The sequence below is a fragment of the Paraburkholderia sp. BGA-UO-ETr-F21 genome (assembly GCF_059567925.1).
The window spans coordinates 58,138-82,371 of the sequence record NZ_JCAQOY010000040.1 but is presented as its reverse complement, the minus strand read 5'-3'; the positions used below and the strand labels follow the sequence as shown (position 1 = coordinate 82,371).

The 24,234-nt window shown below is 63.2% G+C and carries 24 protein-coding genes and 1 pseudogene; 11 read left to right on the top strand and 14 right to left on the bottom strand.

What is annotated here, in order from left to right; translation table 11 throughout:
• Window positions 1-28: 28 nt before the first annotated feature.
• The 6 genes from AC57B1_RS32720 to AC57B1_RS32695 form a co-directional block, all read right to left on the bottom strand.
• Window positions 29-1,027, bottom strand: a complete 999-nt coding sequence (locus AC57B1_RS32720; RefSeq protein WP_091799055.1) for an arabinose ABC transporter substrate-binding protein — start codon at window positions 1,025-1,027, stop codon at window positions 29-31.
• A gap of 132 nt (window positions 1,028-1,159) precedes the next feature.
• Entirely contained in the window at window positions 1,160-1,936 is a 777-nt protein-coding gene (locus AC57B1_RS32715; protein WP_496419820.1) for an SDR family oxidoreductase, read from the bottom strand.
• Window positions 1,933-2,613: a 2-dehydro-3-deoxy-6-phosphogalactonate aldolase gene (locus AC57B1_RS32710; RefSeq protein WP_496419819.1), complete on the bottom strand. Its 681-nt coding sequence runs from the start codon at window positions 2,611-2,613 to the stop codon at window positions 1,933-1,935. The genes AC57B1_RS32715 and AC57B1_RS32710 overlap by 4 nt, the downstream gene beginning before the upstream one ends.
• 36 nt (window positions 2,614-2,649) lie before the next feature.
• Window positions 2,650-3,729, bottom strand: coding sequence for a 2-dehydro-3-deoxygalactonokinase (locus tag AC57B1_RS32705; RefSeq protein WP_496419818.1), 1,080 nt, complete (start codon window positions 3,727-3,729; stop codon window positions 2,650-2,652).
• A complete protein-coding gene (locus AC57B1_RS32700; RefSeq protein WP_408482562.1) occupies window positions 3,726-4,706 on the bottom strand; it encodes an IclR family transcriptional regulator in 981 nt (326 codons plus the stop codon). Before AC57B1_RS32700 ends, AC57B1_RS32705 begins: the two co-directional genes overlap by 4 nt.
• A gap of 31 nt (window positions 4,707-4,737) precedes the next feature.
• Window positions 4,738-4,995, bottom strand: coding sequence for a hypothetical protein (locus AC57B1_RS32695; protein ID WP_496419817.1), 258 nt, complete (start codon window positions 4,993-4,995; stop codon window positions 4,738-4,740).
• Window positions 4,996-5,908: 913 nt separating this feature from the next.
• Between AC57B1_RS32695 and AC57B1_RS32690 the strand changes: the two are divergent.
• Window positions 5,909-6,360: pseudogene (locus AC57B1_RS32690) on the top strand (hypothetical protein).
• Window positions 6,361-6,932: 572 nt separating this feature from the next.
• On the opposite strand, the gene mtgA reads toward AC57B1_RS32690, so the two are convergent.
• From mtgA to mpl, 5 genes are all read right to left on the bottom strand, one after another.
• Window positions 6,933-7,655: a monofunctional biosynthetic peptidoglycan transglycosylase gene (gene mtgA / locus AC57B1_RS32685; protein WP_091799039.1), complete on the bottom strand. Its 723-nt coding sequence runs from the start codon at window positions 7,653-7,655 to the stop codon at window positions 6,933-6,935.
• 63 nt (window positions 7,656-7,718) lie between these two features.
• Entirely contained in the window at window positions 7,719-8,582 is an 864-nt protein-coding gene (gene aroE, locus AC57B1_RS32680) for a shikimate dehydrogenase (protein WP_496419816.1), read from the bottom strand.
• Window positions 8,579-10,693 carry a ribonuclease catalytic domain-containing protein gene (locus tag AC57B1_RS32675; RefSeq protein ID WP_408352207.1) on the bottom strand — a complete coding sequence of 705 codons (2,115 nt, stop codon included), beginning with the start codon at window positions 10,691-10,693 and terminating at the stop codon, window positions 8,579-8,581. The genes aroE and AC57B1_RS32675 overlap by 4 nt, the downstream gene beginning before the upstream one ends.
• A 184-nt stretch (window positions 10,694-10,877) precedes the next feature.
• Window positions 10,878-11,480: a YqiA/YcfP family alpha/beta fold hydrolase gene (locus AC57B1_RS32670; RefSeq protein ID WP_091799030.1), complete on the bottom strand. Its 603-nt coding sequence runs from the start codon at window positions 11,478-11,480 to the stop codon at window positions 10,878-10,880.
• Window positions 11,477-12,871, bottom strand: a complete 1,395-nt coding sequence (mpl, locus tag AC57B1_RS32665; protein ID WP_496419815.1) for a UDP-N-acetylmuramate:L-alanyl-gamma-D-glutamyl-meso-diaminopimelate ligase — start codon at window positions 12,869-12,871, stop codon at window positions 11,477-11,479. Before mpl ends, AC57B1_RS32670 begins: the two co-directional genes overlap by 4 nt.
• Window positions 12,872-13,150: 279 nt before the next feature.
• Here mpl and AC57B1_RS32660 point away from each other — a divergent pair, with 279 nt between their 5' ends.
• From AC57B1_RS32660 to AC57B1_RS32615, 10 genes are all read left to right on the top strand, one after another.
• Window positions 13,151-13,804 carry a UDP-N-acetylmuramate--alanine ligase gene (locus tag AC57B1_RS32660; RefSeq protein ID WP_408301159.1) on the top strand — a complete coding sequence of 218 codons (654 nt, stop codon included), beginning with the start codon at window positions 13,151-13,153 and terminating at the stop codon, window positions 13,802-13,804.
• A 9-nt stretch (window positions 13,805-13,813) separates the two neighbouring features.
• Window positions 13,814-14,365: a TlpA family protein disulfide reductase gene (locus tag AC57B1_RS32655; protein ID WP_496419814.1), complete on the top strand. Its 552-nt coding sequence runs from the start codon at window positions 13,814-13,816 to the stop codon at window positions 14,363-14,365.
• Window positions 14,366-14,559: 194 nt separating this feature from the next.
• Window positions 14,560-15,015, top strand: coding sequence for a type II 3-dehydroquinate dehydratase (gene aroQ / locus AC57B1_RS32650; protein ID WP_091799017.1), 456 nt, complete (start codon window positions 14,560-14,562; stop codon window positions 15,013-15,015).
• 69 nt (window positions 15,016-15,084) lie between these two features.
• The gene (gene accB, locus AC57B1_RS32645; protein ID WP_012434379.1) at window positions 15,085-15,555 is read left to right on the top strand and encodes an acetyl-CoA carboxylase biotin carboxyl carrier protein; all 471 of its coding nucleotides are present in this window, start codon (window positions 15,085-15,087) and stop codon (window positions 15,553-15,555) included.
• A 131-nt stretch (window positions 15,556-15,686) separates the two neighbouring features.
• Window positions 15,687-17,054 carry an acetyl-CoA carboxylase biotin carboxylase subunit gene (gene accC, locus AC57B1_RS32640; protein WP_091799014.1) on the top strand — a complete coding sequence of 456 codons (1,368 nt, stop codon included), beginning with the start codon at window positions 15,687-15,689 and terminating at the stop codon, window positions 17,052-17,054.
• Window positions 17,055-17,057: 3 nt separating this feature from the next.
• A complete protein-coding gene (gene prmA, locus AC57B1_RS32635) occupies window positions 17,058-17,960 on the top strand; it encodes a 50S ribosomal protein L11 methyltransferase (protein ID WP_408352213.1) in 903 nt (300 codons plus the stop codon).
• A gap of 48 nt (window positions 17,961-18,008) precedes the next feature.
• Window positions 18,009-19,274: a zinc-ribbon and DUF3426 domain-containing protein gene (locus tag AC57B1_RS32630; protein WP_496419813.1), complete on the top strand. Its 1,266-nt coding sequence runs from the start codon at window positions 18,009-18,011 to the stop codon at window positions 19,272-19,274.
• Window positions 19,275-19,347: 73 nt separating this feature from the next.
• Complete coding sequence (gene tpx / locus AC57B1_RS32625) at window positions 19,348-19,848, top strand: thiol peroxidase (protein ID WP_091799005.1); 501 nt, start codon at window positions 19,348-19,350, stop codon at window positions 19,846-19,848.
• A gap of 94 nt (window positions 19,849-19,942) precedes the next feature.
• Window positions 19,943-20,881, top strand: coding sequence for a carbohydrate kinase family protein (locus AC57B1_RS32620; protein ID WP_496419812.1), 939 nt, complete (start codon window positions 19,943-19,945; stop codon window positions 20,879-20,881).
• Window positions 20,882-20,907: 26 nt separating this feature from the next.
• On the top strand, window positions 20,908-21,384 hold the full coding sequence (locus AC57B1_RS32615; protein WP_091798999.1) for an outer membrane lipoprotein: 477 nt from the start codon (window positions 20,908-20,910) through the stop codon (window positions 21,382-21,384).
• A gap of 252 nt (window positions 21,385-21,636) precedes the next feature.
• Here AC57B1_RS32615 and AC57B1_RS32610 read toward each other — a convergent pair whose 3' ends face one another.
• From AC57B1_RS32610 to AC57B1_RS32600, 3 genes are all read right to left on the bottom strand, one after another.
• Window positions 21,637-22,269: a histone H1-like repetitive region-containing protein gene (locus AC57B1_RS32610; protein WP_408186857.1), complete on the bottom strand. Its 633-nt coding sequence runs from the start codon at window positions 22,267-22,269 to the stop codon at window positions 21,637-21,639.
• Between the two features lie 30 nt (window positions 22,270-22,299).
• Window positions 22,300-22,626, bottom strand: a complete 327-nt coding sequence (locus AC57B1_RS32605) for a hypothetical protein (protein ID WP_091798993.1) — start codon at window positions 22,624-22,626, stop codon at window positions 22,300-22,302.
• Window positions 22,627-22,712: 86 nt separating this feature from the next.
• On the bottom strand, window positions 22,713-23,939 hold the full coding sequence (locus tag AC57B1_RS32600) for a ribonucleotide-diphosphate reductase subunit beta (protein ID WP_091798990.1): 1,227 nt from the start codon (window positions 23,937-23,939) through the stop codon (window positions 22,713-22,715).
• Window positions 23,940-24,234: the final 295 nt, after the last annotated feature.

The window sequence follows — 24,234 nt, the reverse complement described above, 5'->3', positions numbered from 1 at the left end:
CATTTCACCGCGTACTGAATCACCCGGCTCAATTCGCCGCGAGGCCCATCTTCTGGCGCACATCGGCAACGTTGTCACGCGTGGCCAGCATGCCGCTGGTCAGCGTCAGTGCCGGCGGTGCCTTGCCTTGCGTGATCCAGTCGTACATCAGCGTGGAGGTTTCTTCGCCATGGCGCTTCGGGCTGATGATGACCGTGCCGTAGAAGCCCGTCGGCGACGGCTTCTTGAACTCGTTCAGCGCCGATTCCGATCCGCCGATGCCGATACCGATCATGTTGTCCGCCTTGAAGCCGCGGCCTTCTGCTGCGCGCACCGCGCCGAGCACGCCTTCGTCGTTCAGTGCGTAGGCCACCCAGTGCTTGAAGTTCGGATTCTTCGTCAACGCGATGTTGGCGGCGTTGAACGCGTTTTCCGTGTCGGTCTTCGCTTGCGGCGCGGCGATGATGTTCGCCTTCGGGAAGCCGGCGGCAATCAGGGCGTCAGTCGCGCCGCTCGTGCGGTCATGCGCGGTCGGCAGCTGTTCGTAGGTCACGTCGATCGCGCCCACGTCCTTCATGTCCCAGCCGCGCTTCTTGATTTCCGCCGCCAGGCCGTCGCCGACCTGCTTGCCGATGTTGTATGCCGAGATGCCCATATGCGGCACCGACGCGATCGGCTTGCCCGCGCCGTCGACCAGACGGTCGTCCACCGTCATCATCTTCAGGCCGTCGGCCTTCGCTTTCGCGACGATGCCCGGTCCGAGCTTGACGTCAGGCGTGCAGATCACGAAGCCTTGCGCCTTCTGCGCCGACAGGTTGTCGATTGCGCTCATCACCTTCTCGCCCGACGGCGCGCCGATCTTCACCAGCGTGAAGCCCTTCTCCTTGGCGGCGATTTCGGCGAACTTCCACTCGTCCTGGAACCACGGCTCTTCCGGCTGCTTCACGAGGAAGCCGATCTTCACCGGATCAGCGGCTTGCGCGACCGGTGCGTTGAAGAGCACACCCGTCGCCGCTGCTGCCAGCGTGAGGAAAATTCTACGTTTCATGATGCGTGTCTCCTGACTAATTGGTAACGAGAAGGTATCGGCCGCGTCTTCTTGTACCGGTTGTGACACACGCGGCCAGCGCGTCGTCCGGTGTACTCCTTGCGCCCCTGCGCAATCCGAGTCTTGCAAAAATCAGTCGTGATACAGCGCCGAGCGCCCACCATCCACGGTGATGCAGGTGGCGTTGATGAACGGCGCTTCGTCCGAGGCGAGAAACACCGCCGTCATCGCCACCTCTTCCGGGCGGCCGATGCGCTTCATCGGTTGCAGATCCAGCGTCGCCTGCTGCGCGGCGGCCGGATCGGCCTGTTCGTTCCACCAGTCCTGCGTCAATTGCGTTTCGATGTAACCCGGCGCGATCGCGTTGACCCGCACGTTGCGCGGCGCGTATTCGATGCCGAGCGCGCGGGTCAGGCCAATCACACCGTGCTTGGCCACCGGATACGGAAAGCAGCCCGGAATGATCTTGAACGAATGCGTCGACGCGATATTCACGATGCTCCCCGCGCCGCGTTCGACCATGCCCGGCAGCACCGCGCGGCAACCGTTCCACACGCCGTCGAGATCGACGGCGAAGCAACGGCGCCAGTCGTCGTCGGTCATGGTCAGCGGGTCGCAGAACACGTTGATGCCGGCGTTGTTCACCAGCACGTCGACCGAGCCGAATGCGCGTTCGGCTTCGCTCACCGCGCGCTGAACCGAAGCCGCCTGCGTCACGTCCGTAGGCACCGCGAGCACGCGCGCGCCGGTTTGCGACTTGATATGCTCCGCCGTCTGCTGCGCGGTTTCGATGTCCAGTTCGGCCAGCACGACTGCCGCGCCCTCGCGCGCGAACGCATGCGCGATCGCCGCGCCGATGCCGCGACCGGCTCCGGTGACGAGAGCAACTTTGCCGGCGAGTCGCTTCATTTCTTCGCACCCGCGCGGGCAATGCGCAAACCGTTGATGAACGCCTTCGCGTGCGATGCGGTCACGGCCGCGCTCTGACCCGGCTTGTACAGCGCCGAGCCGAGGCCGAAGCCGTTCGCGCCCGCGCTGAGAAACGGCCCCATGTTGTCGGGCGTGATGCCGCCGACCGGCACCAGCGGCACTTCCGCCGCGATCACCGCGCGCCATGCCTTCACGACCTGGCAGCCGAGTTGTTCGGCGGGGAACATCTTCAGCACGTCGGCGCCGTTCTTCAGCGCGATGAACGCTTCCGTCGGCGTCGCGACGCCCGGCGCGCAGGCCATGCCTTGCGCTTTCGCGGCGCTGACCACTTCCGGATCGCTATGCGGCATGACGATCAGTTCGCCGCCCGCCGACTTCACGTCGTTGACGAAGCTCGGATGCAGCACCGTGCCCGCGCCGACGATCGCATCCGCCGGCAACACCTTGCGGATCGCAGCGATGCTGTCGAACGGCTGCGGCGAATTCAGCGGCACTTCGACGATCCGGAAGCCGGCTTCGTAAAGCGCCTGGCCGTGCTCGGCGGCATCGGCGGGCGTCAAGCCGCGCATGATCGCGATCAGCGGACAGGCCTCGAACGCCGCGATCAAACCCGCGTGCGGCATGTACGGAGCGGGCAGATTGATGTGAGGTTGCATGTCGGTTCCTTGTTTCGTAAGCGGCGGCGTTGCCGGTTAGCCGGCGCGTGCCGCGTGAGCCGCCGGATTGACCAGCCCTGCCTGTGAGGCGACGCGCCACAGGCCGCGCTCGGTGGCGTGCTTGACCAATTCCGCCTGAGTGCAGCCGAACTGCGCCAGCGCGAGACGGTAGCGCTCGCACAGCGCTTCGTTGCCGATCAGGCGCAGGCTCTGCCCGGCGAGCGTGCTTTGCTGTTGCGTGAGCACCGCGTCGAGGCCGGCCAGTTCGTGCCCGATCAGCAATCCCGACAGATAGTCGGGCTGTTGTTCGCGCGAAAGTTGTCCGGTGAGGCCGAGCGTGCGCGAGCTGAATATGGTCGCGAGCACACCCGCCTGACCCTTTTCCCGCGCGATGTTCACGCCGTGCAGGAATGCGCCGGTGTCCGGCAGATCCGGCGTGAGCATCGTGCGGCCGAGGATCGTGTGCTCGCGCAATGCCGCGAACACTTCGCCGGTCATGAAGGTGTGAAAACGTTCGATCCGGCCCGCCTGCACCACCGCCCATTTCGCATGAGTGCCGGGCAAACCGATCAGGGCGCGCTTGCTGTCGGCGGGATGGGTGGCGTTCGTGGCGTTCGTCACGTTCGCTTCTTCGCCGAGCGCGCCAAAAATCTGCGTTTCTTCGCCGCGCATGACGTTGGGCAGTTCGCCGCGCTGCAGGACGCCCGGCACGATATGCAGCGTCACACCGCAGGCTGCCTCGACGCGGACGATGCCGGCCACCAGCGCATCGGCGCTCGCCGGCGTATCCACATAAGGCGCTTCCAGCCAGCCTTGCGCGCTGCCGACCATCCCTGCCGCGATCACCGGCACGCCGGGCGCATCTGCGAGCCAGGCGCCGCAGACGTCCTCGAAAGCCGCGTCGAAGCCGCCCTGCTCCGCGCTGCGCGGCAGATTCATGATGCCCGCCGTCGATGCGCGCGTGGCCAGCACATTGCCGGACGCGTCATACAGATACGCGCGCAGCGAGGTCGTGCCCCAATCGAGCGCGATCAGCGCGGCATGCGCGTGCGTGGTGTCGACTGCGCCTGCTGCGGCGTGGCTGGCTGCCGGGGGGGGAGAACCCGCTTGCTTCATCGCTTGATCCTGCGGGTTGCCGGTTGCGGGGCGCGCCAGCCGAGTTCTTCCGAGATCGCGCGCGCTTCGCGCTGCACGACCGGAATCAGTTCGTCCATGCGTTCGAGCGACATATACGGAATCGTGCTCGCCACCGAGAGCGCCGCCACCACCGCGCCCGACGCATCGCGCACCGGGGCCGCGACGCAGCGGATCGACGCCTCGTTTTCTTCGAGGTCGAAGGTGTAGCCGCCGGCGGCGTAGTTGGTCATGCGCTGCATGAAGGTTTGCGCGTCGGGACGGTTATCCGGCTTGAAGCTGACGCCGGCGAGCGCGCGACGCGATGCATCGAAAAGCGACTGCCAGACGTCCGGCGTGAGATCGAGCATCATGGCTTTACCGATTCCCGTCGACGCCAGCGGCATGCGGTGCCCGACGCGCGAGCGCATTTCGAGTCCACGCGTGCCGGGGATCTTGTCGATGTACAGCACGTCGTCGCCATCGCGCACGCCGAGGTGGATCGTGTCGAGCGTCTGTTCCGCGAGCGATTCGAGATGCTGACGCGCGACCGCGGTGAGCGGCATCTGTTCGAGCGCGATCGTGCCGAGTTCGATCAGCTTCGGGCCGAGCAGGTAGCCGCCTTGCACCTGGCGGAGATAGCGGGCCTGCACGAGGCTGCTCACCAGCCGATGCGTCGTGCTGCGGGTCGTGCCGAGCGCGGCGCCGAAGGTGCGCAGGTCGCGCACGCCGGCCGCGGCTGCCTCCAGGATCGCCAGGCCGCGCAGGAGCGTTTGCGTGCCCGCTTGCTGTGGTGTGATGTCGAGCAGCGTGCTGGGTAAGGCGATTCCGTCGACCGGCGCCGGTTGGACAGCGGCGCTGGCGCGGGGCGCTTTCGTGGCCGGCGCGGGGCGCGGCGCGGCGCGGGTCGCTTGATCGGCGGATGACGCCAGATCGGCTTCGGGCGCGGACGCGGCGTGAGTGGGCATCGCTTTGTTCATGGCGATTCGCTTTTCGGTGGTTTTTTTGCGCTTACAGCGCGGGGCCGGAGAGGGGGCCTTGGGTGCTCGCCGTGCGCGCCGTTCTGGCGATGCTTTGGGCGATGCTTTGGGCGATGCTTTGGGCGATGCTTTGGGCGTCGTGATGCTGCCTTTTTGCCTTGGGCATGGTTGGCTTTGTCTCCGGTTTTTTTGCTGTCGCTTTCGCGCTGCGTGGGCTTTTTTTTGCCGTTGCTTTGTTGCGCTTTGCGTGTTGGTTCGGATTGTAGGGCGGTTTTTGGGAAACCTCCAATATGTGAGTGGTTGGTCCATATAATGGGAAGATTGGTGCGTTGGTTTTTTTCTGGCCGCTTTGGGTTTTTGGCCTTTCCTTGCTTTGTTAGTGGTCTATTGGCGTTGCCCCTGTGCGGGGCGGCACCTACTTTCTTTGCCGCGGCAAAGAAAGTAGGCAAAGAAAGCCGCTTTACACCGCCAGCCCATAAGCGGGTCCCCCGCACAGTCACGGTAGTGGCGCATCTGGAATCGGTGTTCTCGCACATTCGGCGCGAGTGACAAGGCCGTCATACCTCCCGACTCGCGATGCGCTCGCCGGAACGGTCTGCCGTGTAGTGGATTTATCTGTGCGCCGGGGGCCGTCGGCTTCGCCTCGGCGTGATGCCAATCATTGAAATGTCAACGCCGGCGATCCAATCGCCAGCGGTCTGACACACCGTGCTGTTCCTTCGGGCGGTTACGCCCTGCCAAGCCTGGCCGCGCCCTCGCGGACGCGATCGCGGCCACGGAGTTGATCGCCATGTGCGTGATGGCCAACAACACCATTTCTTGATGCATTCGCTTCGGAAGTTACTTAGTGCGGTCGCCGCGATTCCGACGAAGTGCCTAGGAAATTTCGGAAATGATGGCGGCGCGCACCTTTTAGCTTGGGTAGGTGGTCACTGTCGGCGCGACTTGTCTAAACTTGCTTTGCCGCCGCGATTGCGATGGTTCAGGTTCGACAGCCTGATGCGTAGAGTAGAACCCGCGCGTCTGTATCGCAGGCGCGCGTTAGCTTACGCACGCCTCCTTTCCATGGGCGGGCCTTGGCATGGAGACCTACGGGTCTGCCGGTTTGGTTCTACGCCGGTCTGTCGACCTGTCACTGTGCCCGCTCACCCCCCTCCACGCGCGTGACGGGCGATCCAGTCAAGTTTCAGGGAGATCGCGCCATGAGTAAATCCATCAAGAATTCTCGAATCACGTCGCGCCCACCCGTTGACGCACTTCAATACGAAAAGCTCGCCCTACCCGCTTTCGGTTTAGTTGAAAGGCAACGAGACCAACTGGACAAACTGATCAAGCTTGCGGCCTCAATAGTTAGGAGTCCGGCAATGACGCGAGATGAGAGACATAGTCAGCGGAAGTTGCTGGAACTGTTAATCGACACTGGGGAGGATTACCAGCGCGAAGTCGAAATCGACCGTGAGTTGTATGAGGTCATCGCGCTCCACGCGAAGGGCGTTGCTCAAGCCGCATCACAGCGCGACACGCAGCGGACCTTCTCTCGAAGGCTACGCAGACTGCATCAGAAAAGCGCGAACGCATTGGTGCCACGAGAAAGCTGGAGAACGGACGGCCCCGCTTCCGAACGATCGCGCGAGCAACTACCACGGCACATTGACGGCGCAATGCCCCACTACGACAGGCACCTGAAAAGCTAGAAGCACCGCGTCGCCAAAAGCTGAAGCATCGCGTCGCTACGTGACGAAGCCGCCACCTACGCGCCCTAATCGTCTAGAGGGCACTGCGACACTAACCGAAGCGCGAATCATGCGTCCACCATGAGCGCCTGGTGAACACCAGTGCGGAGCCGCATCAAAAAAAGCGAGATGCACTACGGCATTTCGCCGAGGCGAAGCCGACGGCCCCCAACAGCGCGCAAACGCGACCAATGTTTTTGAGCAGACCGTTCCGGCGAACGCGTAGCGTGAGGCGGGAAGCATGACGGCCTTGTCACGAAGGCTGAGTGTGCGAGAACGCCGATTCCAGATGCACCACTACTGCAACTGTGCGGGGGACCCGCTTATGGGCTGGCGGTGTAAAGCGGCTTTCTTTGCCTACTTTCTTTGCCGCGGCAAAGAAAGTAGGTGCCGCCCCGCACAGGGGCAACGCCAATAGACCACTAACAAAGCAAGGAAAAGCCAACAAACCCAGAGAACACAGACACGAACACGCCGCAAAGGCAAAAAAAAGCTAATCAGGCAACTCCGCCGCCCCCATCCTGCGAGCAATAACCCGCGACCGCTGCGCAAGATAAGGCGACCCTCGATGCTCATCAAAATACTTAGGCTGCGGCAACATAACAGCCAACCGGGCCGACTGCGCAGCAGTCAACTTACTCGCTGAAGTCTTATAGTAATAACGAGCCGCGGCCTCAGCCCCATAAACCCCATTCCCCCACTCAACGGAGTTGAGATAAATCTCAAAGATCCGTTCCTTATCCATCAAGGCCTCAAGCATCCACGTAATGATGAGTTCCTGCCCCTTGCGGATATAACTCTTCTCCCGCGACAAAAACAGATTGCGCGCCAACTGCTGAGTAATGGTCGACCCACCGCGCACAATCTTGCCCTTGGCCTTATTCCGCTCCCAGGCCTGCAAGATAGCGTCCGTCTCATACCCATTGTTATTGACGAAATTCGCATCCTCGGAAGCGATGATCGCGCGCTTCAGATTGCGCGAAATCTGGTCATACGGCACCCACGTATGCTGCACGGAAAGATCCGGCCGATCCTGCGACAAGCGCCACGCGTCCGAGCGCATAAACGCAGTGCTGCGTGGATTGACGTAATTCCAAACGGCGATCTGCGCGAAATAAAACGCCTGCGTCGCAATCCATGCGATCGCCACCACCGCGCCCAGATAGACGATCCATCGCACCGGACCTGGCCGGCTCACGCGCCGCGTTGCTGTCATCGTGCTCCAGGTCCTCGTGTCGGTGAATTCGGCAAGGTAAGACGCAGCATTTGCGTGACGCGGTTAAGCGTGCGGCGGCGCAACCAACTGCGCACGCAATTCGGCCAGCACCGGCGCGCCGTCGGGCCGCACGCCGCGCCAAACGTAAAACGACTCGGCCGCCTGCTCGACCAGCATGCCGAGTCCATCGGCGCCGCGTGCACCCAGCTTCCGCGCGTGCTCCATGAATACCGTCGGATGCGCGCCGTACATCATGTCGTAGGCGAGCGTGCCGCTGCCGAACGCGCGGTCGTCGCACTCGGGCAACGACGCGTCCAGGCTACCCGCCGTCGCATTGACGATCACGTCATACGCGCTCGCTTCGATCACCCGCGCGCTACCACCGCTCAGACGACACGAGGCGTCACTCGCGGCCTGCGCGAACTGGCCGACCAATGCGTCGGCCTTCTCCGGCGTACGATTGACGATGGTCAGCGTATGCGGCGCGCGCTCGAGCATCGGCAGAACCACGCCACGTGCGGCGCCGCCCGCGCCCAGCAACAGAATGCGCGCGCCCTTCAGCGACACGCCGAGATTCACCTCGATATCGCGCACGAGACCGAAGCCATCCGTGTTGTCGCCGAAAATACCGTTCGCGTCGACGCGCAACGTATTCACCGCGCCCGCAGCCGCCGCGCGCGGCGACAACGTGTCGGCCAACGCATGCGCTTCGAGCTTGAACGGCACGGTGACGTTCAGCCCGCGCCCGCCTGCCTCGATGAAGGCCCGCACATGCGGCACGAACGCATCCACCGGCGCGAGCAGACGGCCGTACTCGACCGGCTCGCCGGTCTGCTCGGCAAAACGTCCATGAATGAACGGCGACTTGCTATGGCCGACCGGATTGCCGATGACCGCATAACGGTCGAGTGAATCGTTGGCGCTCATCGTCCGGGCTCCGCAATCTGCTGTTGAGTGGCGGGATCGTTCGCGCCATCGCCATTGGCGGCGTCGCTCGGCGTGGCCGCCTCGTTGCCCTCGAGTTCGGCTTCGGCCTGAGCCTCGGCTTCGCCTTCGGCGCTCTCGTCGGGAGCGTCGATGATTTCCTCTTCGCTCTCGTCCGCTTCTTCAGCCTCGCTGCCGCTCGTCACGGTCGGCGCGTCGAGCACGTGCAGGAGACGCACGGACGCTTCGACGGTCAACTCGTCGATCGACATCACTTCCATCTGCAAGCGCGTGCCGCGCGCGTGCACGCCGAGACCCGGCACGTGCAGCAGCAACGGAATCTCTTCGAGACGCACCAGATCGCCCTTCACGACCGAGGCCACCACCTGCTTCCTGTTTTCCTGCTTCAGCCAGCGCAAACACCAGAAGTACTCCATGCGGCGCTGATGATCGGCGTACGCGGTGTAGGTATCGTCGAAACCTTGCACGACGGCGAACAGGTCGGCGTCTTTCGGCTTGAACGGTGCGGCTAATTTGGCGGTCACGCCGTGCTGCACACAGGCGATCAACTGCCACTGGTTTACCAGGTCGACATAACGGCGCAGCGGCGACGTGCTCCACGCGTACTGCGTGACGCCGAGGCCTTCATGCGGCGCGGCGTTGGTTTGCATGCGCGTGCGCTTCGGGCCGGTCGGGGCGCCGAACGCGCGCTGCGTGCGATAAATACCCGGCACACCATGATCGTGCAGGAACGCGCCCCACGACGAGTTGGCGAGAATCGCCAGCTCGGCGACGATCGTGTCGAGCGGCGAACCGCGCCGGCGCGGCGTGATCGTGATGTGCTCGCCTTCCACGTAGAAGTTGAAATCCGTATTGCGCTGCACTTCGCGACGCAAACCGTAACCGGCGCGCGCGGTCTGACGCTTTTCGAACAGCGCCTGCGCGAACGGCCACAGCACGGCGATGTCTTCCTTGTGCGGATAGTCGCCGGTGCCGGCGGCGAGCGCCTCTTCGGTCACCAGTTCGTCGAGCGTGTTGTGGCGCAGATTGTTCTTCACGAACACGCGCTCGGCGCGCGTTTCGCTCGCGACGATCTCCTGTGTCTCGCGATTGACGATCACATACAGCGAAAGCGCGGGGCGCAAGCCACCTTCGGCCAGCGTGAACGCTTCGACGACGCTGTCGGGCAACATGGTGATCTTGTCGCCCGGCATGTACACGGTCGACAGGCGTGTGCGCGCGATTGCATCGACCTCGTCGCCGCGCTGAATACCGAGCGCCGGCGCGGCAATGTGCACGCCGATCCGCACACGGCCATCGGCCAGATGCTCGACGGAAAAGGCGTCGTCGATTTCGGTCGTGGTGATGTCGTCGATCGAGAACGCCTGCACGTTCGCTTCGGGCAGATCTTCGGGCAACGCGCCGACGGTGACCGGCGGAAAACCGGTGCCATGCGGGAAAAACTCCGAGAGGAATTTCGCCTCGTGCAATGCGCGCGCCGACGGAATGGCGCCGCATTCGAGCATCAGGCGCGCTTGCGAAATGCCGCGCGCCGCCGCCGCGCCTTCGAGCGCCTTGTATTCGATCGTGTTCTTGTCGGGCTTGGTCAACAGCGCCAGCGCCTTGCTGCCGGTGAAGGCTTCCGGCAAACGGCCGGCCTTCAGCTCTTCCTCATAGCCGGCCTGCACCAGCGCCTGCTGACGCTTGCGCTCGAGTCCGGCAAGCGCCATCTTCAGTTGTTCTTGCGGCGCACGCTGATACATGCCGCGGCCCTTGCGGCGGAAGTACACCGGCGAGCCGTGCATGCGCAACACCAGCGCGGCGCGCTCGATCGAGCCGAAGCGCTCGCCGAAATACTCGGCGCCGAGCGTGGCGAACGGGAATTCGTCGTCAGGCGCGCATTCCCACAGGAAATCCAGGTCGATCTCCTGCGCGGCGGCGTCGGCCTGTTGCATCAACTCGGCCGCAGTCGGCTTTTCGAATTCGATCAGCACGTCTTTCGCGCGCACCTTGGCGCGGCGTCCGCCCGGCAGTTCGACCTGAAACGCATCGCCCTGGCGCGACAGCACGCTGCCCGCCTTGAAACTGCCCGATTCCTCGAAGAAAACGTTCACTCAATACTCTCGTTCTGACTTGCATCTGCCGGCGCGCCCGATCTTGCTCTGCGATCGGTCACTGCATGCGCGGCACGGCAACGTGTTCGTGGTAGTGGATCCGCGACGCGTTACACGCGCGCCGGCGGCATGAATCTGATCAGCAGCCAATGTCTCGCTGCTGGAAAGCCCGGCCTGGCCGACTCTACGCGGCTTCGCGCGGGGCGGGCGGTTCGACGTCTTCCGCGTCGCAAAAGGCCAGCACCTCGTCGACGTATTGCGCGAACTCGCTGATCGCGTGGTCGCTCCCTTCGATCAGCGTAGTGCGTGCGCCGGGATAGTGCGCGAGCATTTCGCGGTAGTCGAGCACTTCGTCGCCGGTCGCGGCCATCAAATAATAGCGATCGGGCCGCGTGATCGACGCGACGCCGAGCGCGCGCAATTCATCCAGATGATGCGGCTCGACGACGATGCTGCCGCCGCCGTGCCACAACGGCTGCTCGCCGAGATAGGCGCTCAGGTCGCGCTGCGGCACGACTGCCGGGTTGAGCAGCACCGCGGGCCAGCCATGCTTCTCCGCCAGATAAGTGGCGAAATAGCCGCCGAGCGAACTGCCGATCAGCGTGACGTTTTTCGGCTTGGCTTCGGCCACCAGCGACTCGGCGAGCGCCACCGTCTCGAACGGCGAGACCGGCAGCATCGGACAGCACCATTCGTCGCTGCGGCCGAGTTCGACGAGCCGCGCCGCCAGCACGCGCGCCTTGAACGAATTGGGTGACGAGCGGAAACCGTGTAGATAAAGGATCACGAAGTGCCTCGCGCGGAAAGAGCGTCGAGCAGTTTCTGGTGCACGCCGCCGAAGCCGCCGTTGCTCATCACCAGAATCTGATCGCCGGGGCGCGCGGCGTGGACTACCGCTTTGACCAGCGCGTCGAGATTGTCGAAAGCCTGCGCCTTGCCGCCGAGCGGCGCGAGCGCCTCGCCGAGATTCCAGCCGAGCGCGTCGCGGCCGGTCGGCGCGCCGTAGCCGAACACGAGATCGGCGTCGGCGAGGCTGGCCGGCAATTGCGCTTTCATCACGCCGAGCTTCATGGTGTTGGAGCGCGGCTCCAGCACGGCGAGAATGCGCGTGTTCTCGCGCCCTACGCGTGCGCGCAGCCCCGCGACGGTCGTGTCGATGGCAGTGGGATGGTGCGCGAAATCATCATAGACCGTCACGCCGTCCACGCTGCCGCGCACTTCCATGCGGCGCTTGACGTTGCGAAAGCTCGCCAGCGACCTGGCCGCCTGCGCCGGCGGCACGCCGACGTGGCGCGCGGCGGCGATCGCGGCCAGCGCGTTCATGCGGTTGTGCTCGCCTTGCACCTGCCACTCGACCACGCCGACGCGCTCACTGTTGTGATTGACGGCGAAACGCTCGTCGACCGGCACGCCGTCTTCCGCGGGCAAGGTTTCCCAGCCGCCCTGCACACCAAAACGCTCCACTTCGCTCCAGCAACCGCGCGTCAGCACGCGCTCGAGCGCGTCTTCACGGCCGTTCGTCACGATGCGGCCAATGCCCGGCACGGTGCGGATCAGGTGATGGAACTGCGTTTCGATCGCGGCCAGATCCGGGAAAATGTCCGCGTGATCGAATTCGAGGTTGTTCAGCACGGCGGTTTTGGGCCGGTAGTGGACGAACTTCGAGCGCTTGTCGAAGAAGGCCGTGTCGTACTCGTCGGCTTCGATCACGAAGAAGCTCGAATCGGTCAGCCGGGCCGACACGCCGAAATTCAGCGGCACGCCGCCAATCAGAAAGCCCGGATTGAGGCCGGCGTCTTCGAGCAGCCAGGTCAGCATGGAGCTGGTGGTCGTCTTGCCGTGCGTGCCGGCCACCGCCAGCACCCATTTGCCGTTCAGCACGTGCTCGCCGAGCCATTGCGGGCCGGAGGTGTACGGCAGACCGCGGTCGAGAATGGCTTCCATCAGCGGGTTGCCGCGAGAGACCACGTTGCCGATCACGAACAGGTCGGCATTCAGACCGTTCAACTGGTCCGCGTCATAACCTTCGATCAGACGAATACCCTGTGCCTCGAGCTGGGTGCTCATGGGCGGATAGACGCCGGCGTCGCAACCCGTCACGGTGTGGCCCGCGCCGCGCGCGAGGACCGCGAGACCGCCCATGAACGTGCCGCAGATACCGAGGATGTGGATGTGCATAAGCCTGTCGTGCCGCGCGGGCGTTTTTTCTGGAACGACCCCCTAAACCTGCCGCTTCGCGCCAGGCCCCCAGAGGGGCAAGAAAACTTGGGGCGGGCCGGCGTTTTCCTGAGAGGGATGGGAGCGCAGAAGAGCGGCCGAATCGACCGTCTGCAAAGGACGCTATTGTAACCGACGCCTCCCGATCGCCCTATGAACGCTTGCCCGTACTACCCGTGCCCGGCCGCGCGGTGCGACCCGCCAGGAAAGGCTGTCATCAATCTCTAGTATGATCGGGGGATGGTTCGCAAATCACATTTCGATCCGCAGCGCGTGCGCGAGGAAATCGCCATCGCGGCTGCGCGCATGATCGCCGAAGACGGTCTGGACTACGCCACGGCGAAGCGCAAAGCGGCCCGGCAAGTGGTCGGCGAGAGCCGTGTTGCCGGCGAATGGCTGCCGGATAACGACCAGATCGAAGAAGAAATCCGGGAATATCAGTCGCTGTTCCAGGGCGACAGCCAGCCTGCTCTATTGCGGCGCCTGCGCCGTATCGCGGTCGACTGGATGGAGCGGCTCGCGCCGTTCAACCCCTATCTGACCGGCGCGGTGCTCGGCGGCACAGCCGGCGAACACTCGGACATTCACCTGCAGGTTTTCTGCGACAACCCGAAAGAAGTCGCGATCTACTTCCTGAACGCGAACATCCAGTACGACGTTTCGGAAACGCGGCATTTCGCCGGCCGCGGCTATGTCGAGACGCTCAGCTTCCTGTGGCGCCCTACCAATGAAGGGCGCGAGGCGGAACCGGTCGGCGTGCACGTCGCGCTCTATGAAACGGACGACCTGCGCGGCGCGGTACGGGCCGACGCGCGCGGTCGTACCGCGCGCGCGAATCTGCAAGCCGTACAGACGCTGCTCGACGGCAACGACGTCGCCCCATCAACTAACTAGACTGACAAGATGAACACGAGACGGATTCTGGCGGGCGCGCTTGTCGCGATCGTCGCCGCGGGCGGCGGTGTGCTGGCGAGCCACTGGCTGAACGGCGGCAAAACCGAAGTCGCGGCCAATGCACAGCCGGTTTCCGGCGAAAGCGCTGTCGCCCAACTGTGGAGCGCTCCGGTGACCACCGTGGACGGCAAGCCGCAAACCCTAAGTTCGCTGAAAGGACACCCAATCGTCGTCAACTTCTGGGCCTCGTGGTGCGGGCCTTGCGTCGAAGAAATGCCGGCGTTGTCCCAGCTTCAGCGCGACTACGCAGGAAAAGGCATCCAGTTCGTCGGACTTGGCGTCGATTCGGACAAAAACGTTCAGGCGTTCCTGCAGAAGGTGAAAGTGGCCTACCCGGTGTATGTCATGGGCTTCGGCGGGGCCGACCTCGCGCGGGCCTTCGGTAATTCGGCGGGCGGCCTGCCCTTTACCGTCGTAATCGACGCAAAAGGTGAGATTCGCTCGACAAAATTAGGACAAATCGATCCGCAAGCGCTGAAAAAGACCCTCGACGCGCTTTAAATTTCACATTCTTTTGACACTCAAATACTCGCAGAACGCGCAAAAATGCGCGCAAATCGCTCGGATTTGAGAGAAGATGGGCGCCCGGCGCGGCGGCAAAATGCCGCCGCAATCTAACCGTACGTTCGGGAAACTAGACAAGTTTCTCTAATCAGCGCTAAAGTGCGCCCAATTCCACGGAAAAAGAAGCGACCATGACGCGACTGCTGGTACTGCACGGACCCAACCTCAACCTTCTCGGCACCCGGGAACCCGAGGTCTACGGTCGCGTGACCTTGCCGCAGATCGATCAGGCGCTGGCGGACCGCGCAGCGGACGCCGGCGTCGAACTCGCGTCGTTCCAGAGCAACCATGAAGGCGCTCTGGTGGACCGCATCCAATCCGCCCGGACTGAACAGACCGATTTCATATTGATCAATCCCGCCGCGTACACGCACACGAGCGTGGCAATTCGGGACGCACTGGCGGGGGTCGGCATCCCGTTCGTCGAGATTCATCTGTCGAACGTGCATCGTCGTGAACCGTTCCGGCATCACTCGTATTTTTCCGACCAGGCGGAAGGCGTCATTTGCGGCCTCGGCTGGAAGGGTTATCTGTACGCGCTCGAATTCGCGCTCGACCGGCTCGCCGCCGGCTCGTCGCGCGGCTGATTCCAAACACGTCTAATTTGCGCCGGCTGCGTATGCACCGGCACTTTTCGCATTGAAAGGGGCTTCCTGATGGATCTTCGTAAACTGAAAACTCTGATCGACCTCGTCTCGGAGTCCGGTATTTCCGAACTCGAAGTGACCGAGGGCGAAGGCAAGGTTCGCATCGTCAAGAATGCGCCGCCGGTTTACGTGCAACCGTCCGCCTCGTATGCGCCGCAATACGCGCAACCGGCGCCGGCCATCGGCGGCGAAGCGCCGGCCGCTGCCGCAGCTGCGCCGGCCACGCCGGCCGCCGCCGCGCCGCAAGGCCACGTGGTGACCTCGCCGATGGTCGGCACGTTCTACCGCGCGCCGTCGCCGGGCGCCGACCCGTTCGTCCAGGTGGGCGACACGGTCAAGGAAGGCCAGACGATCTGCATCATCGAAGCGATGAAGCTGCTCAACGAAATCGAGTCGGACAAGTCCGGCGTGGTGAAGGAAATCCTCGTCGAAAACGGCCAGGCGGTCGAGTACGGCCAACCGCTGTTCGTGGTCGGCTGACGCGGCACGCTTAGCGCTTCGTTTTGCGCATGCCGCCCGCGCGCCCGCAGTCTCCAAGGCGCGCGACCGATCCTCTGAGGCAGCCGGCGTTGTGATCAACCCGGCGCCCATTGATGAGTCGAAAACCCGCTATGTTTGAAAAAATCCTCATTGCCAATCGTGGCGAGATCGCGCTTCGTATCCAGCGCGCTTGCCGCGAGCTTGGCGTCAAGACAGTCGTCGTCTATTCGGAAGCCGACAAGGAAGCCAAGTACGTGAAGCTCGCCGACGAGGCGGTCTGTATCGGCCCGGCGCCTTCCAACCTGAGCTATCTGAATATGCCCGCGCTGATCAGCGCGGCGGAAGTCACCGACGCCGAAGCGATCCACCCCGGCTACGGCTTCCTCTCGGAAAACGCCGACTTCGCCGAGCGCGTCGAGCAGTCCGGCTTCACCTTCATCGGCCCGCGCCCGGAAACGATCCGGATGATGGGCGACAAGGTCACGGCCAAGCAGACCATGATCAAGACCGGCGTGCCGTGCGTGCCGGGTTCGGAAGGCGCGTTGCCGGAAGATCCGAAAGAGATCGTGAAGATCGCCCGCCAGGTCGGCTACCCGGTTATCATCAAGGCCGCCGGCGGCGGTGGTGGCCGCGGCATGCGCGTGGTTCACACGGAAGCGGCGCTGGTCAACGCGGTCAACATGACGCGCGAAGAAGCCGGCCGTGCGTTCGGCAACCCGCAGGTCTACATGGAGAAATTCCTGGAGAACCCGCGGCACATCGAAATCCAGGTGCTGGCCGATTCGTTCAAGAATGCTGTCTGGCTGGGCGAGCGCGATTGCTCGATGCAGCGCCGTCACCAGAAAGTGATCGAGGAAGCGCCGGCGCCGGGTATCGCGCGCCGTCTGATCGATCGCATCGGCGATCGTTGCGCGGACGCCTGCAAGAAGATGGGCTATCTTGGCGCGGGTACGTTCGAGTTCCTGTACGAAAACGGCGAGTTCTACTTCATTGAAATGAACACGCGCGTGCAGGTCGAGCACCCGGTGACCGAACTGATCACGGGCGTCGACATCGTCCAGGAACAGATCCGCATTGCGGCCGGCGAAAAGCTCGCCTTCCGTCAGCGCGACATCGTGTTCAAGGGTCATGCGATCGAATGCCGGATCAACGCGGAAGATCCGTTCAAGTTCACTCCGTCGCCGGGACGTTTGACGTCGTGGCACATGCCGGGCGGCCCCGGCATCCGCGTCGACTCGCACGCCTACAATGGCTACTTCGTACCGCCGAACTATGATTCGATGATCGGCAAGCTGATCGCTTATGGCGCCACGCGCGAGCAGGCGATCAAACGCATGCGCATCGCGCTGTCGGAAATGGTGGTGGAAGGCATTCAAACCAACATCCCGTTGCACCGCGAGCTGATGCTGGACGCGAAGTTCGTCGAAGGCGGCACCAGCATTCACTACCTCGAAAACCGGTTGGCCGCGAAGCAGCAGGCCGCGCCGGAAGAAGCGTAAGTCATGAGCTACCGGGAACTGATCGCCGAGTTGGCACGCGAGCACGCGGAGGAATTCTCCGACGCGCTGCTCGAGTTGGGCGCGCTGTCCGTATCGGTCGAAGATGCGGACGCCGACACGCCCGACGAGCAGCCGCTGTTCGGCGAGCCCGGTCTCACGCCGGATCGCACGGCGTGGCAGCGTTCGCGCGTGATCGCACTGCTCGCGCCGGAACACGAGCCGGCAGTGCTGCTGACCGCAGCAGCCAATGAAATCGGCCTGGAGACTGCGCCGTCATTCAGCGTGCGTGAAGTCGAGGATCAGGATTGGGTGCGGCTCACGCAGTCGCAGTTCGATCCGATCAAGATCGGCGAACGTATCTGGGTCGTGCCGTCGTGGCACGACGCACCGGACCCTGAAGCACTCGTGCTGGAGCTCGATCCTGGCCTCGCGTTCGGCACCGGCAGCCATCCCACCACGCGGCTTTGCATGGAATGGCTGGAGCAATCGGTGAAGCCCGGGCAGTCATTGCTCGACTACGGCTGCGGCTCCGGCATCCTCGCGATTCTGGCGAAGAAGTGTGGCGCCGATCCGGTGTACGGCATCGACATCGACCCGCAAGCGGTCGAGTCGGCGCGTCACAACAGCGAGCGTAACCGCGCGGACGTCACGTACGGTTTGCCCGACGAATGTCCCACTGGCGAGTTCGATATCGTGGTCGCCAACATTCTCTCCAACCCGCTCAAGCTGATGGCGTCGATGCTCTCGTCGAAGGTCAAGCCGGGTGGCCGGATCGCGCTGTCCGGCATTCTGGCTCGGCAAGCGGACGAAGTCGCGCAGGTCTACGCACGATGGATCGATATCAGCGTATGGCGCGAACACGAAGGTTGGGTATGTCTGTCGGGAACGCGCCGCGAAAGCCATTAGAATAAGGCGTATTGTCCAACCAACGGCCTTCCGGCTTATCGGCTCAATATGCTCCTGGCGACGCGTTGCCCCTTCTGTGAAACCGTCTTCCGCCTGCAAACGGAACAGCTCGCGCTACGCCGCGGGCTAGTCCGCTGCGGGCATTGCCACGAAGTATTCGACGCGTCGAGCAGCCTGTTCGACATCACAGAAGGCGGTGATTTCTCCTCCGCCAAACCGGTCGCCGCTGCCGCGGCGATCGAAGCACTGTCGGGCGTGCGTCCGAAAGGCCCGGACTTCAGCGCAGAAGCCTGGGATCCGTGGGCGCCGACACCCGACGCCGCCATCGACAATCGTCTGCGGCACAATGCCGGCAATGTGCCGCTCTCGCCGGTCTCCACCGACGCAGGCGTCGCGGTCACGCCGCGCCACGCCGCGGAGCCCGAACTGCCGGCCGGCGCATTCACCGCGCCCATTCCACCCGACCACGAACCGATTCTGGCGGACGCGCCGCTCGACCCGTTCGCGTATGACGTCGATCCGCCCGTAGAAGAAGCGCCGCGCGTCTGGCATAAGACCGAGCGCGCGTCTGACGCGCCGCTCGAAGAGCCGGTCCTGGATGAATCGGCCACTTTGCATGGCATCCCTGACAATGAGCCGCGCTTCGGCGCGGCCGGCGTAGGTGCAGCCGGTGTAGGTGCGGCCGGCGCAGGCGCAGCGAGCTTCGGTGGTGCCGGCGCGGCCGCTACCGCCGGCCCGGTTCCGGCAAGCGGCGAGCCCTTCTCCGTCCAGCCGGTCAACGACGGCGCCGAGCCTTTCCCCGTCGTGCGTGAAACGCGCCCGGCCGAGCCGCGGCGCACGGGCTGGATCATCGTCGGTTCGGTGGTGGCGGGACTGTTGATCATTGCGCTGCTCGCGCAACTCGCCTGGTGGCAGCGCGAAACGGTGATGGTGTACTTGCCGCGCTCCCAGACGCTCTACGCGAAGGCCTGCGCGACGCTCGGCTGCCTCGTCACGCCACCGCACGATATCGACGGCTTGCAGGTCGAACCTTCCGATCTTCGGCAGATCGACGGCCCACACAAGCTCGAACTGAAGATGCCGCTGCGCAACCGCTTCAACATTGCGCTCGCCTATCCGGCCATCGAGCTCACCCTTTTGGACGATCAGAACAATGTCGCGGTACGCCGCGTGCTGTGGCCGCAAGACTATGTCCCGCCCGGCACGGCCATTGCGGCCGGCCTGCCCGCCCACACGACTCAGACCATGATCGTGCATCTCGACACGGGCAATGCGGTCGCTTCCAATTTCCGCGTACAGATTTTTTATCCGTAACGCATTCTTGCGTGCCCGGCACCGACCGGGTACGTCCACCGTCATTACTGACGAATTTTCGGAGCACAACAACATGAGTCAAGTCACGCTGGGTGGCAACCCGATTGAAGTAGCCGGCACGTTCCCGTCGGTCGGCCAGGCCGCTCCCGCTTTCTCGCTGGTCGGCAAGGATCTGAAGCCGGTGTCGCTGGCCGATTTCGCCGGCAAGCGCAAAGTGCTGAACATCGTCCCGAGCCTCGACACGCCGACCTGCGCCACCTCGACCCGCAAGTTCAACGAAGCCGCCGCCAAGCTGACCAACACGTCGGTGATCGTCGTGTCGGGCGATTTGCCGTTCGCCGCATCGCGCTTTTGCACGACCGAAGGCATTGAGAACGTCGTCACGGCATCCACGTTCCGTGGCCATGAGTTCGCGCAAGCCTACGGCGTCGACGTGACGAGCGGCCCGCTGACCGGCCTGACGGCTCGCGCCGTGGTGGTGATCGACGAGAACGACAAGGTCGTTCACGCTGAACTGGTCGGCGAAATCAAGAACGAACCGAACTACGACGCAGCACTCGCCGCGCTGAAGTAAACCCTTCGCGTACGAACTCCGGCGCCGCGCTTCATGCGCGGCGCTGTCGCATCGACGCTCCCTTTTCCCTTATCGTTTTTACAGGACGCTCGCCTTGGCTACGCTCATTTGCGGCTCGCTCGCCTACGACAACATCATGACTTTCGAAGGCCGCTTCCGGGAGCACATCCTGCCGGAGCAGGTCCACATCCTGAATGTGAGCTTTCTCGTGCCGACCATGCGCCGCGAGTTCGGCGGCTGTGCGGGCAACATCGCCTACTCGCTGCATCTGCTCGGCGGCGACGCGCGCATCATGGGCTCGCTGGGCTCGGTCGACGCGCAACTCTATATGGACCGGTTCAAGCAACTCGGCCTGTCGACGCAAAGCGTGCTCGTGGTGCCGGACACCTATTCCGCCCAGGCGATGATCACCACGGATCTGGAAAACAATCAGATCACCGCGTTCCACCCCGGCGCGATGATGCAGTCGCATCTGAACCGGGCCGATCAGGCCAGCGGAATCACGCTCGGTATCGTCGCACCCGACGGCTACGACGGCATGATCCAGCATTCGGAGCATCTGGCGGCTGCGGGCGTGCCGTTCATCTTCGATCCGGGCCAAGGTTTGCCGCTCTTCGACGGCGAGTCGCTGCGGCGCATGATTGAACTCGCTACGTATGTAGCGGTCAATGACTACGAAGCCAAACTGGTCAGCAACAAAACGGGCTGGTCGATCGAAGAAATCGCCGGCAAGGTCGAAGCGCTGATCGTCACGCTCGGCGAGCAAGGCGCGCAGATCCATCACGCGGGCGGCGTCGAAGACATTCCGGCGGTCAAGGCACGGCAAGTGCTCGATCCCACAGGCTGCGGCGACGCATTCCGCGGCGGCCTGCTGTACGGCATCGAGAACAAGCTTGGCTGGGCCACCACCGGCCGTCTCGCGAGCCTGATGGGTGCGCTGAAGATCGAACACCAGGGCCCGCAAAACTACGCGCCCAGCCGGGCGGAGATCAACGAGCGGTTCAAGCAGGCGTTCGGATACGACCTGCCGTAATACCGAGAGCTATTGGAGTTTAGGGAATGAGAACAACGAGTCGCCTGATAGTGGCCGCCTTGATCGCCGGTTCGCTTGCCATGTCGGGCTGTGCGTACAACAGCAGTTCCGCCGACGTGTACACGGCGTCGCAGGCACAGCGGGAAGAAACGGTCCGCATGGGTACGGTCGACAGCGTGCGCGCGGTGAAGATCAGTTCGAACAACGGTCAGCCGAGCGGTATCGGCGCGATCGGCGGCGGCGCGCTGGGTGCGGTGGCCGGCAGCAGGATCGGCGGTGGCACCGGCGCGATCGTCACGGGCATCATCGGCGGTCTCGCGGGCGCGATAGCCGGCAACTCGATCGAGAACGGCGTGGCTGTGCACGATGGCCTCGAGATCACCGTGCGGCTCGACAACGGCGACATCCGTGCCATTACCCAAAGCGCCACGGGCGAGATCTTCCGCGCCGGCGAGCGCGTGCGGCTGCTCTCCAGCGGTGGCGTCACGCGCGTCACCCACTAGGTTTCCCCTCTCGCGCGGCGAGGCTTTACGCCGCCGCGGCGACCTCACACGCATGCCCTCCCCTGTGCATGCGTTTTTTTTCGCCTGCGGATGTTGAAGCGCTTCTCGTAGCCGGCGCCTTCACCGGGGCAAAAAAAATCCCGTCGCCAGAAACCCGGCAACGGGACCCTGACCGAGTAGCGCTTGGTCATGCTGCTGAAGCGCTACTCGATCATCGACACAAGATACGACGTGCCGAAGTACTTCTACGGCTTACGGACGGCTGCCCGTCGGGAACGGCCATGCCGCTGCCGGGTTCAGCGCGGTCTTCACCGTCGCCGCCGGTGCGCTCGAGACAGAAGTCGCAGCGGGTGCAGGAGCCGCCTTCTTGGCGACAGCCTTCTTCGCAGGGGCAGCCTTCTTGGCAGGAGCAGCGGCCTTCTTCGCGGCAGCCTTCTTGGCAGGCGCAGCCTTTTTAGCGGCAGCCTTTTTCGCGGGCGCAGCCTTTTTAGCAGCAGCCTTTTTCGCAGGCGCAGCCTTCTTCGCAGCAGCCTTCTTAGCCGGTGCAGCCTTCTTCGCTGCAGCCTTCTTGGCCGGCGCTGCCTTCTTTGCTGCAACCTTCTTCACTGCGGCTTTCTTAGCCGGCGCTGCCTTCTTGGCCGGCGCCTTCTTCGCTGCAACCTTCTTCGCCGCAACCTTCTTCACTGCGACTTTCTTGGCGGCGACCTTCTTGGCCGGCGCAGCTTTCTTCGCTGCAACCTTCTTAGCCGGTGCTGCCTTCTTCGCTGCAACCTTCTTCACTGCGACTTTCTTTGCAGCGACTTTCTTTGCCGGTGCGGCCTTCTTAGCCGGAGCAGCCTTCTTTGCTGCGGGCTTCTTAGCAGCCGCTTTCTTGATAGTTGCCATCATTTTCTCCTTCAGGTTTTCAGATGAGAGTCAGTTCAAACTACACCCTTCGTCAAAACCCGCTTCCCGCGGACGCTTCTCAGGGCGCGCGCTACGAAGCGGGCTATTCATCGGCGTACGCAGGTGCTGCGCGCTTACGCTAATGAATGCGGTAAGGCGCGCCGTGCCACAAGGCACCGCGCGCCAGATCTGATCGGCGTTGATACTCAACGCCGGCAATTGCTTGATCGAGCCGCCGGCGATCGCGCCAGCGGCTTTTTCCGGGGGGAAGTTTGCCCATCCCACTGAAGGGTTCGCAAAGTGCCTGTCATAGTTGTGGGCCGCGAAGGCACGCGGCGCACCGGGCATGCTTTGCATCAGGCGGTTCTGCTCCTAGCCAAAATTGCCGCGGCCCAAGCCAACGGCATCCCCATCAAAGAATGCATCTGCAGCACGAACCCGGATCACTCCCAGGTCAGCGCGCCGCCAGTCTGATATTCGATCACTCGCGTCTCGAAGAAGTTGCGTTCCTTCTTCAAATCGATCATCTCGCTCATCCACGGGAACGGGTTTTCCTCGTTCGGGTACAGCGGATCGAGACCGATCTGCTGGCAACGGCGGTTGCAAATGAAGCGCAGGTAGCTCTTGAACATCGACGCATTGAGGCCGAGCACCCCGCGCGGCATCGTGTCTTCTGCGTAACGATATTCGAGTTCGACTGCCTGCTGGAAGATCTCGCGGATTTCCGCGCGGAATTCAGCCGTCCAGAGTTGCGGGTTTTCGAGTTTGATCTGGTTGATCAGGTCGATGCCGAAGTTGCAGTGCATCGACTCGTCGCGCAGGATGTACTGGTACTGTTCCGCCGCGCCGGTCATCTTGTTCTGGCGACCCAGCGCCAGGATCTGGGTAAAGCCGACGTAGAAGAACAGGCCTTCCATCACACAGGCGAACACGATCAGCGAGCGCAGCAGCGTCTGGTCTGCCTCGAGCGTGCCGGTCTTGAAGGCCGGATCGGTCAGCACGTGGATGTACGGAATCAGGAATTCGTCTTTCGCGCGGATCGAGGAGACCTCGTGATACGCGTTGAAGATTTCGCCTTCGTCGAGGCCCAGCGATTCGACGATGTACTGGTAGGCGTGCGTGTGGATCGCCTCTTCGAACGCCTGGCGCAGCAGGAACTGGCGGCATTCGGGCGCCGTGATGTGGCGGTAGGTGCCCAGCACGATATTGTTGGCGGCGAGGGAATCGGCCGTCACGAAGAAGCCCAGGTTGCGCTTGACGATGCGGCGCTCGTCTTCGGTCAGACCGTTCGGGTCTTTCCAGAGGGCGATGTCGCGCGACATGTTCACTTCTTGCGGCATCCAGTGGTTGGCACAACCAGCCAGATACTTTTCCCAAGCCCACTTGTATTTGAACGGCACCAACTGATTGACGTCGGTCTGGCCGTTGATGATGCGCTTGTCGGCGACGTTGACTCGCGCTTCCGAAACGGCAGCCGTTCCGGTAGCAGCATGAGCGACGGGAGCGACAGCAATGTCGTTCGCGAATACGTCTTGAGCCGAGGGAGCATGAGGAGCGGAACGCGTTCCGACTTGCGAACCGACAGCCGATCCCGCAGCGTTGCGCAACACATTCTGTTGCGTAGCGCTCGAGGGAGTTACGGCAGTGATCTCGTCATCCCAGTTGAGCATAAATGTCACCATCAATTTAGAACGGTTTGTACCATCTTTTCACGAGCGATAAAAGAGTTCGCTGATGAAAAATCCTGTTTTCGATTCGCGTTGCTACGTTCATACAACACTTTGTTCAACAGAGTGTGTGCGTCACCTCATGTGAAGCGTGTTGAACGAGTGTCGTCGAGGTGCTTCGCGAGCTCGAAGAGCAACGTGTCGATGCGACGTTTCGCTGCTCTATCTATCTGTATTGCGGAGCGTGCTTGTATCGTCTTGCGATTGCTGACTGCTCACTTGCGTGGCTCGTCGCGTT

Excerpts from the sequence above, each read along its gene's own strand:
- AC57B1_RS32720 (WP_091799055.1), bottom strand. The coding sequence starts at position 1,027 with ATGAAACGTAGAATTTTCCTCACGCTGGCAGCAGCGGCGACGGGTGTG.
- AC57B1_RS32715 (WP_496419820.1), bottom strand. The coding sequence starts at position 1,936 with ATGAAGCGACTCGCCGGCAAAGTTGCTCTCGTCACCGGAGCCGGTCGC.
- AC57B1_RS32710 (WP_496419819.1), bottom strand. The coding sequence starts at position 2,613 with ATGCAACCTCACATCAATCTGCCCGCTCCGTACATGCCGCACGCGGGT.
- AC57B1_RS32705 (WP_496419818.1), bottom strand. The coding sequence starts at position 3,729 with ATGAAGCAAGCGGGTTCTCCCCCCCCGGCAGCCAGCCACGCCGCAGCA.
- AC57B1_RS32700 (WP_408482562.1), bottom strand. The coding sequence starts at position 4,706 with ATGAACAAAGCGATGCCCACTCACGCCGCGTCCGCGCCCGAAGCCGAT.
- mtgA (WP_091799039.1), bottom strand. The coding sequence starts at position 7,655 with ATGACAGCAACGCGGCGCGTGAGCCGGCCAGGTCCGGTGCGATGGATC.
- aroE (WP_496419816.1), bottom strand. The coding sequence starts at position 8,582 with ATGAGCGCCAACGATTCACTCGACCGTTATGCGGTCATCGGCAATCCG.
- mpl (WP_496419815.1), bottom strand. The coding sequence starts at position 12,871 with ATGCACATCCACATCCTCGGTATCTGCGGCACGTTCATGGGCGGTCTC.
- AC57B1_RS32660 (WP_408301159.1), top strand. The coding sequence starts at position 13,151 with ATGGTTCGCAAATCACATTTCGATCCGCAGCGCGTGCGCGAGGAAATC.
- AC57B1_RS32655 (WP_496419814.1), top strand. The coding sequence starts at position 13,814 with ATGAACACGAGACGGATTCTGGCGGGCGCGCTTGTCGCGATCGTCGCC.
- aroQ (WP_091799017.1), top strand. The coding sequence starts at position 14,560 with ATGACGCGACTGCTGGTACTGCACGGACCCAACCTCAACCTTCTCGGC.
- accB (WP_012434379.1), top strand. The coding sequence starts at position 15,085 with ATGGATCTTCGTAAACTGAAAACTCTGATCGACCTCGTCTCGGAGTCC.
- accC (WP_091799014.1), top strand. The coding sequence starts at position 15,687 with ATGTTTGAAAAAATCCTCATTGCCAATCGTGGCGAGATCGCGCTTCGT.
- prmA (WP_408352213.1), top strand. The coding sequence starts at position 17,058 with ATGAGCTACCGGGAACTGATCGCCGAGTTGGCACGCGAGCACGCGGAG.
- AC57B1_RS32630 (WP_496419813.1), top strand. The coding sequence starts at position 18,009 with ATGCTCCTGGCGACGCGTTGCCCCTTCTGTGAAACCGTCTTCCGCCTG.
- tpx (WP_091799005.1), top strand. The coding sequence starts at position 19,348 with ATGAGTCAAGTCACGCTGGGTGGCAACCCGATTGAAGTAGCCGGCACG.
- AC57B1_RS32615 (WP_091798999.1), top strand. The coding sequence starts at position 20,908 with ATGAGAACAACGAGTCGCCTGATAGTGGCCGCCTTGATCGCCGGTTCG.
- AC57B1_RS32610 (WP_408186857.1), bottom strand. The coding sequence starts at position 22,269 with ATGGCAACTATCAAGAAAGCGGCTGCTAAGAAGCCCGCAGCAAAGAAG.
- AC57B1_RS32605 (WP_091798993.1), bottom strand. The coding sequence starts at position 22,626 with ATGCAAAGCATGCCCGGTGCGCCGCGTGCCTTCGCGGCCCACAACTAT.
- AC57B1_RS32600 (WP_091798990.1), bottom strand. The coding sequence starts at position 23,939 with ATGCTCAACTGGGATGACGAGATCACTGCCGTAACTCCCTCGAGCGCT.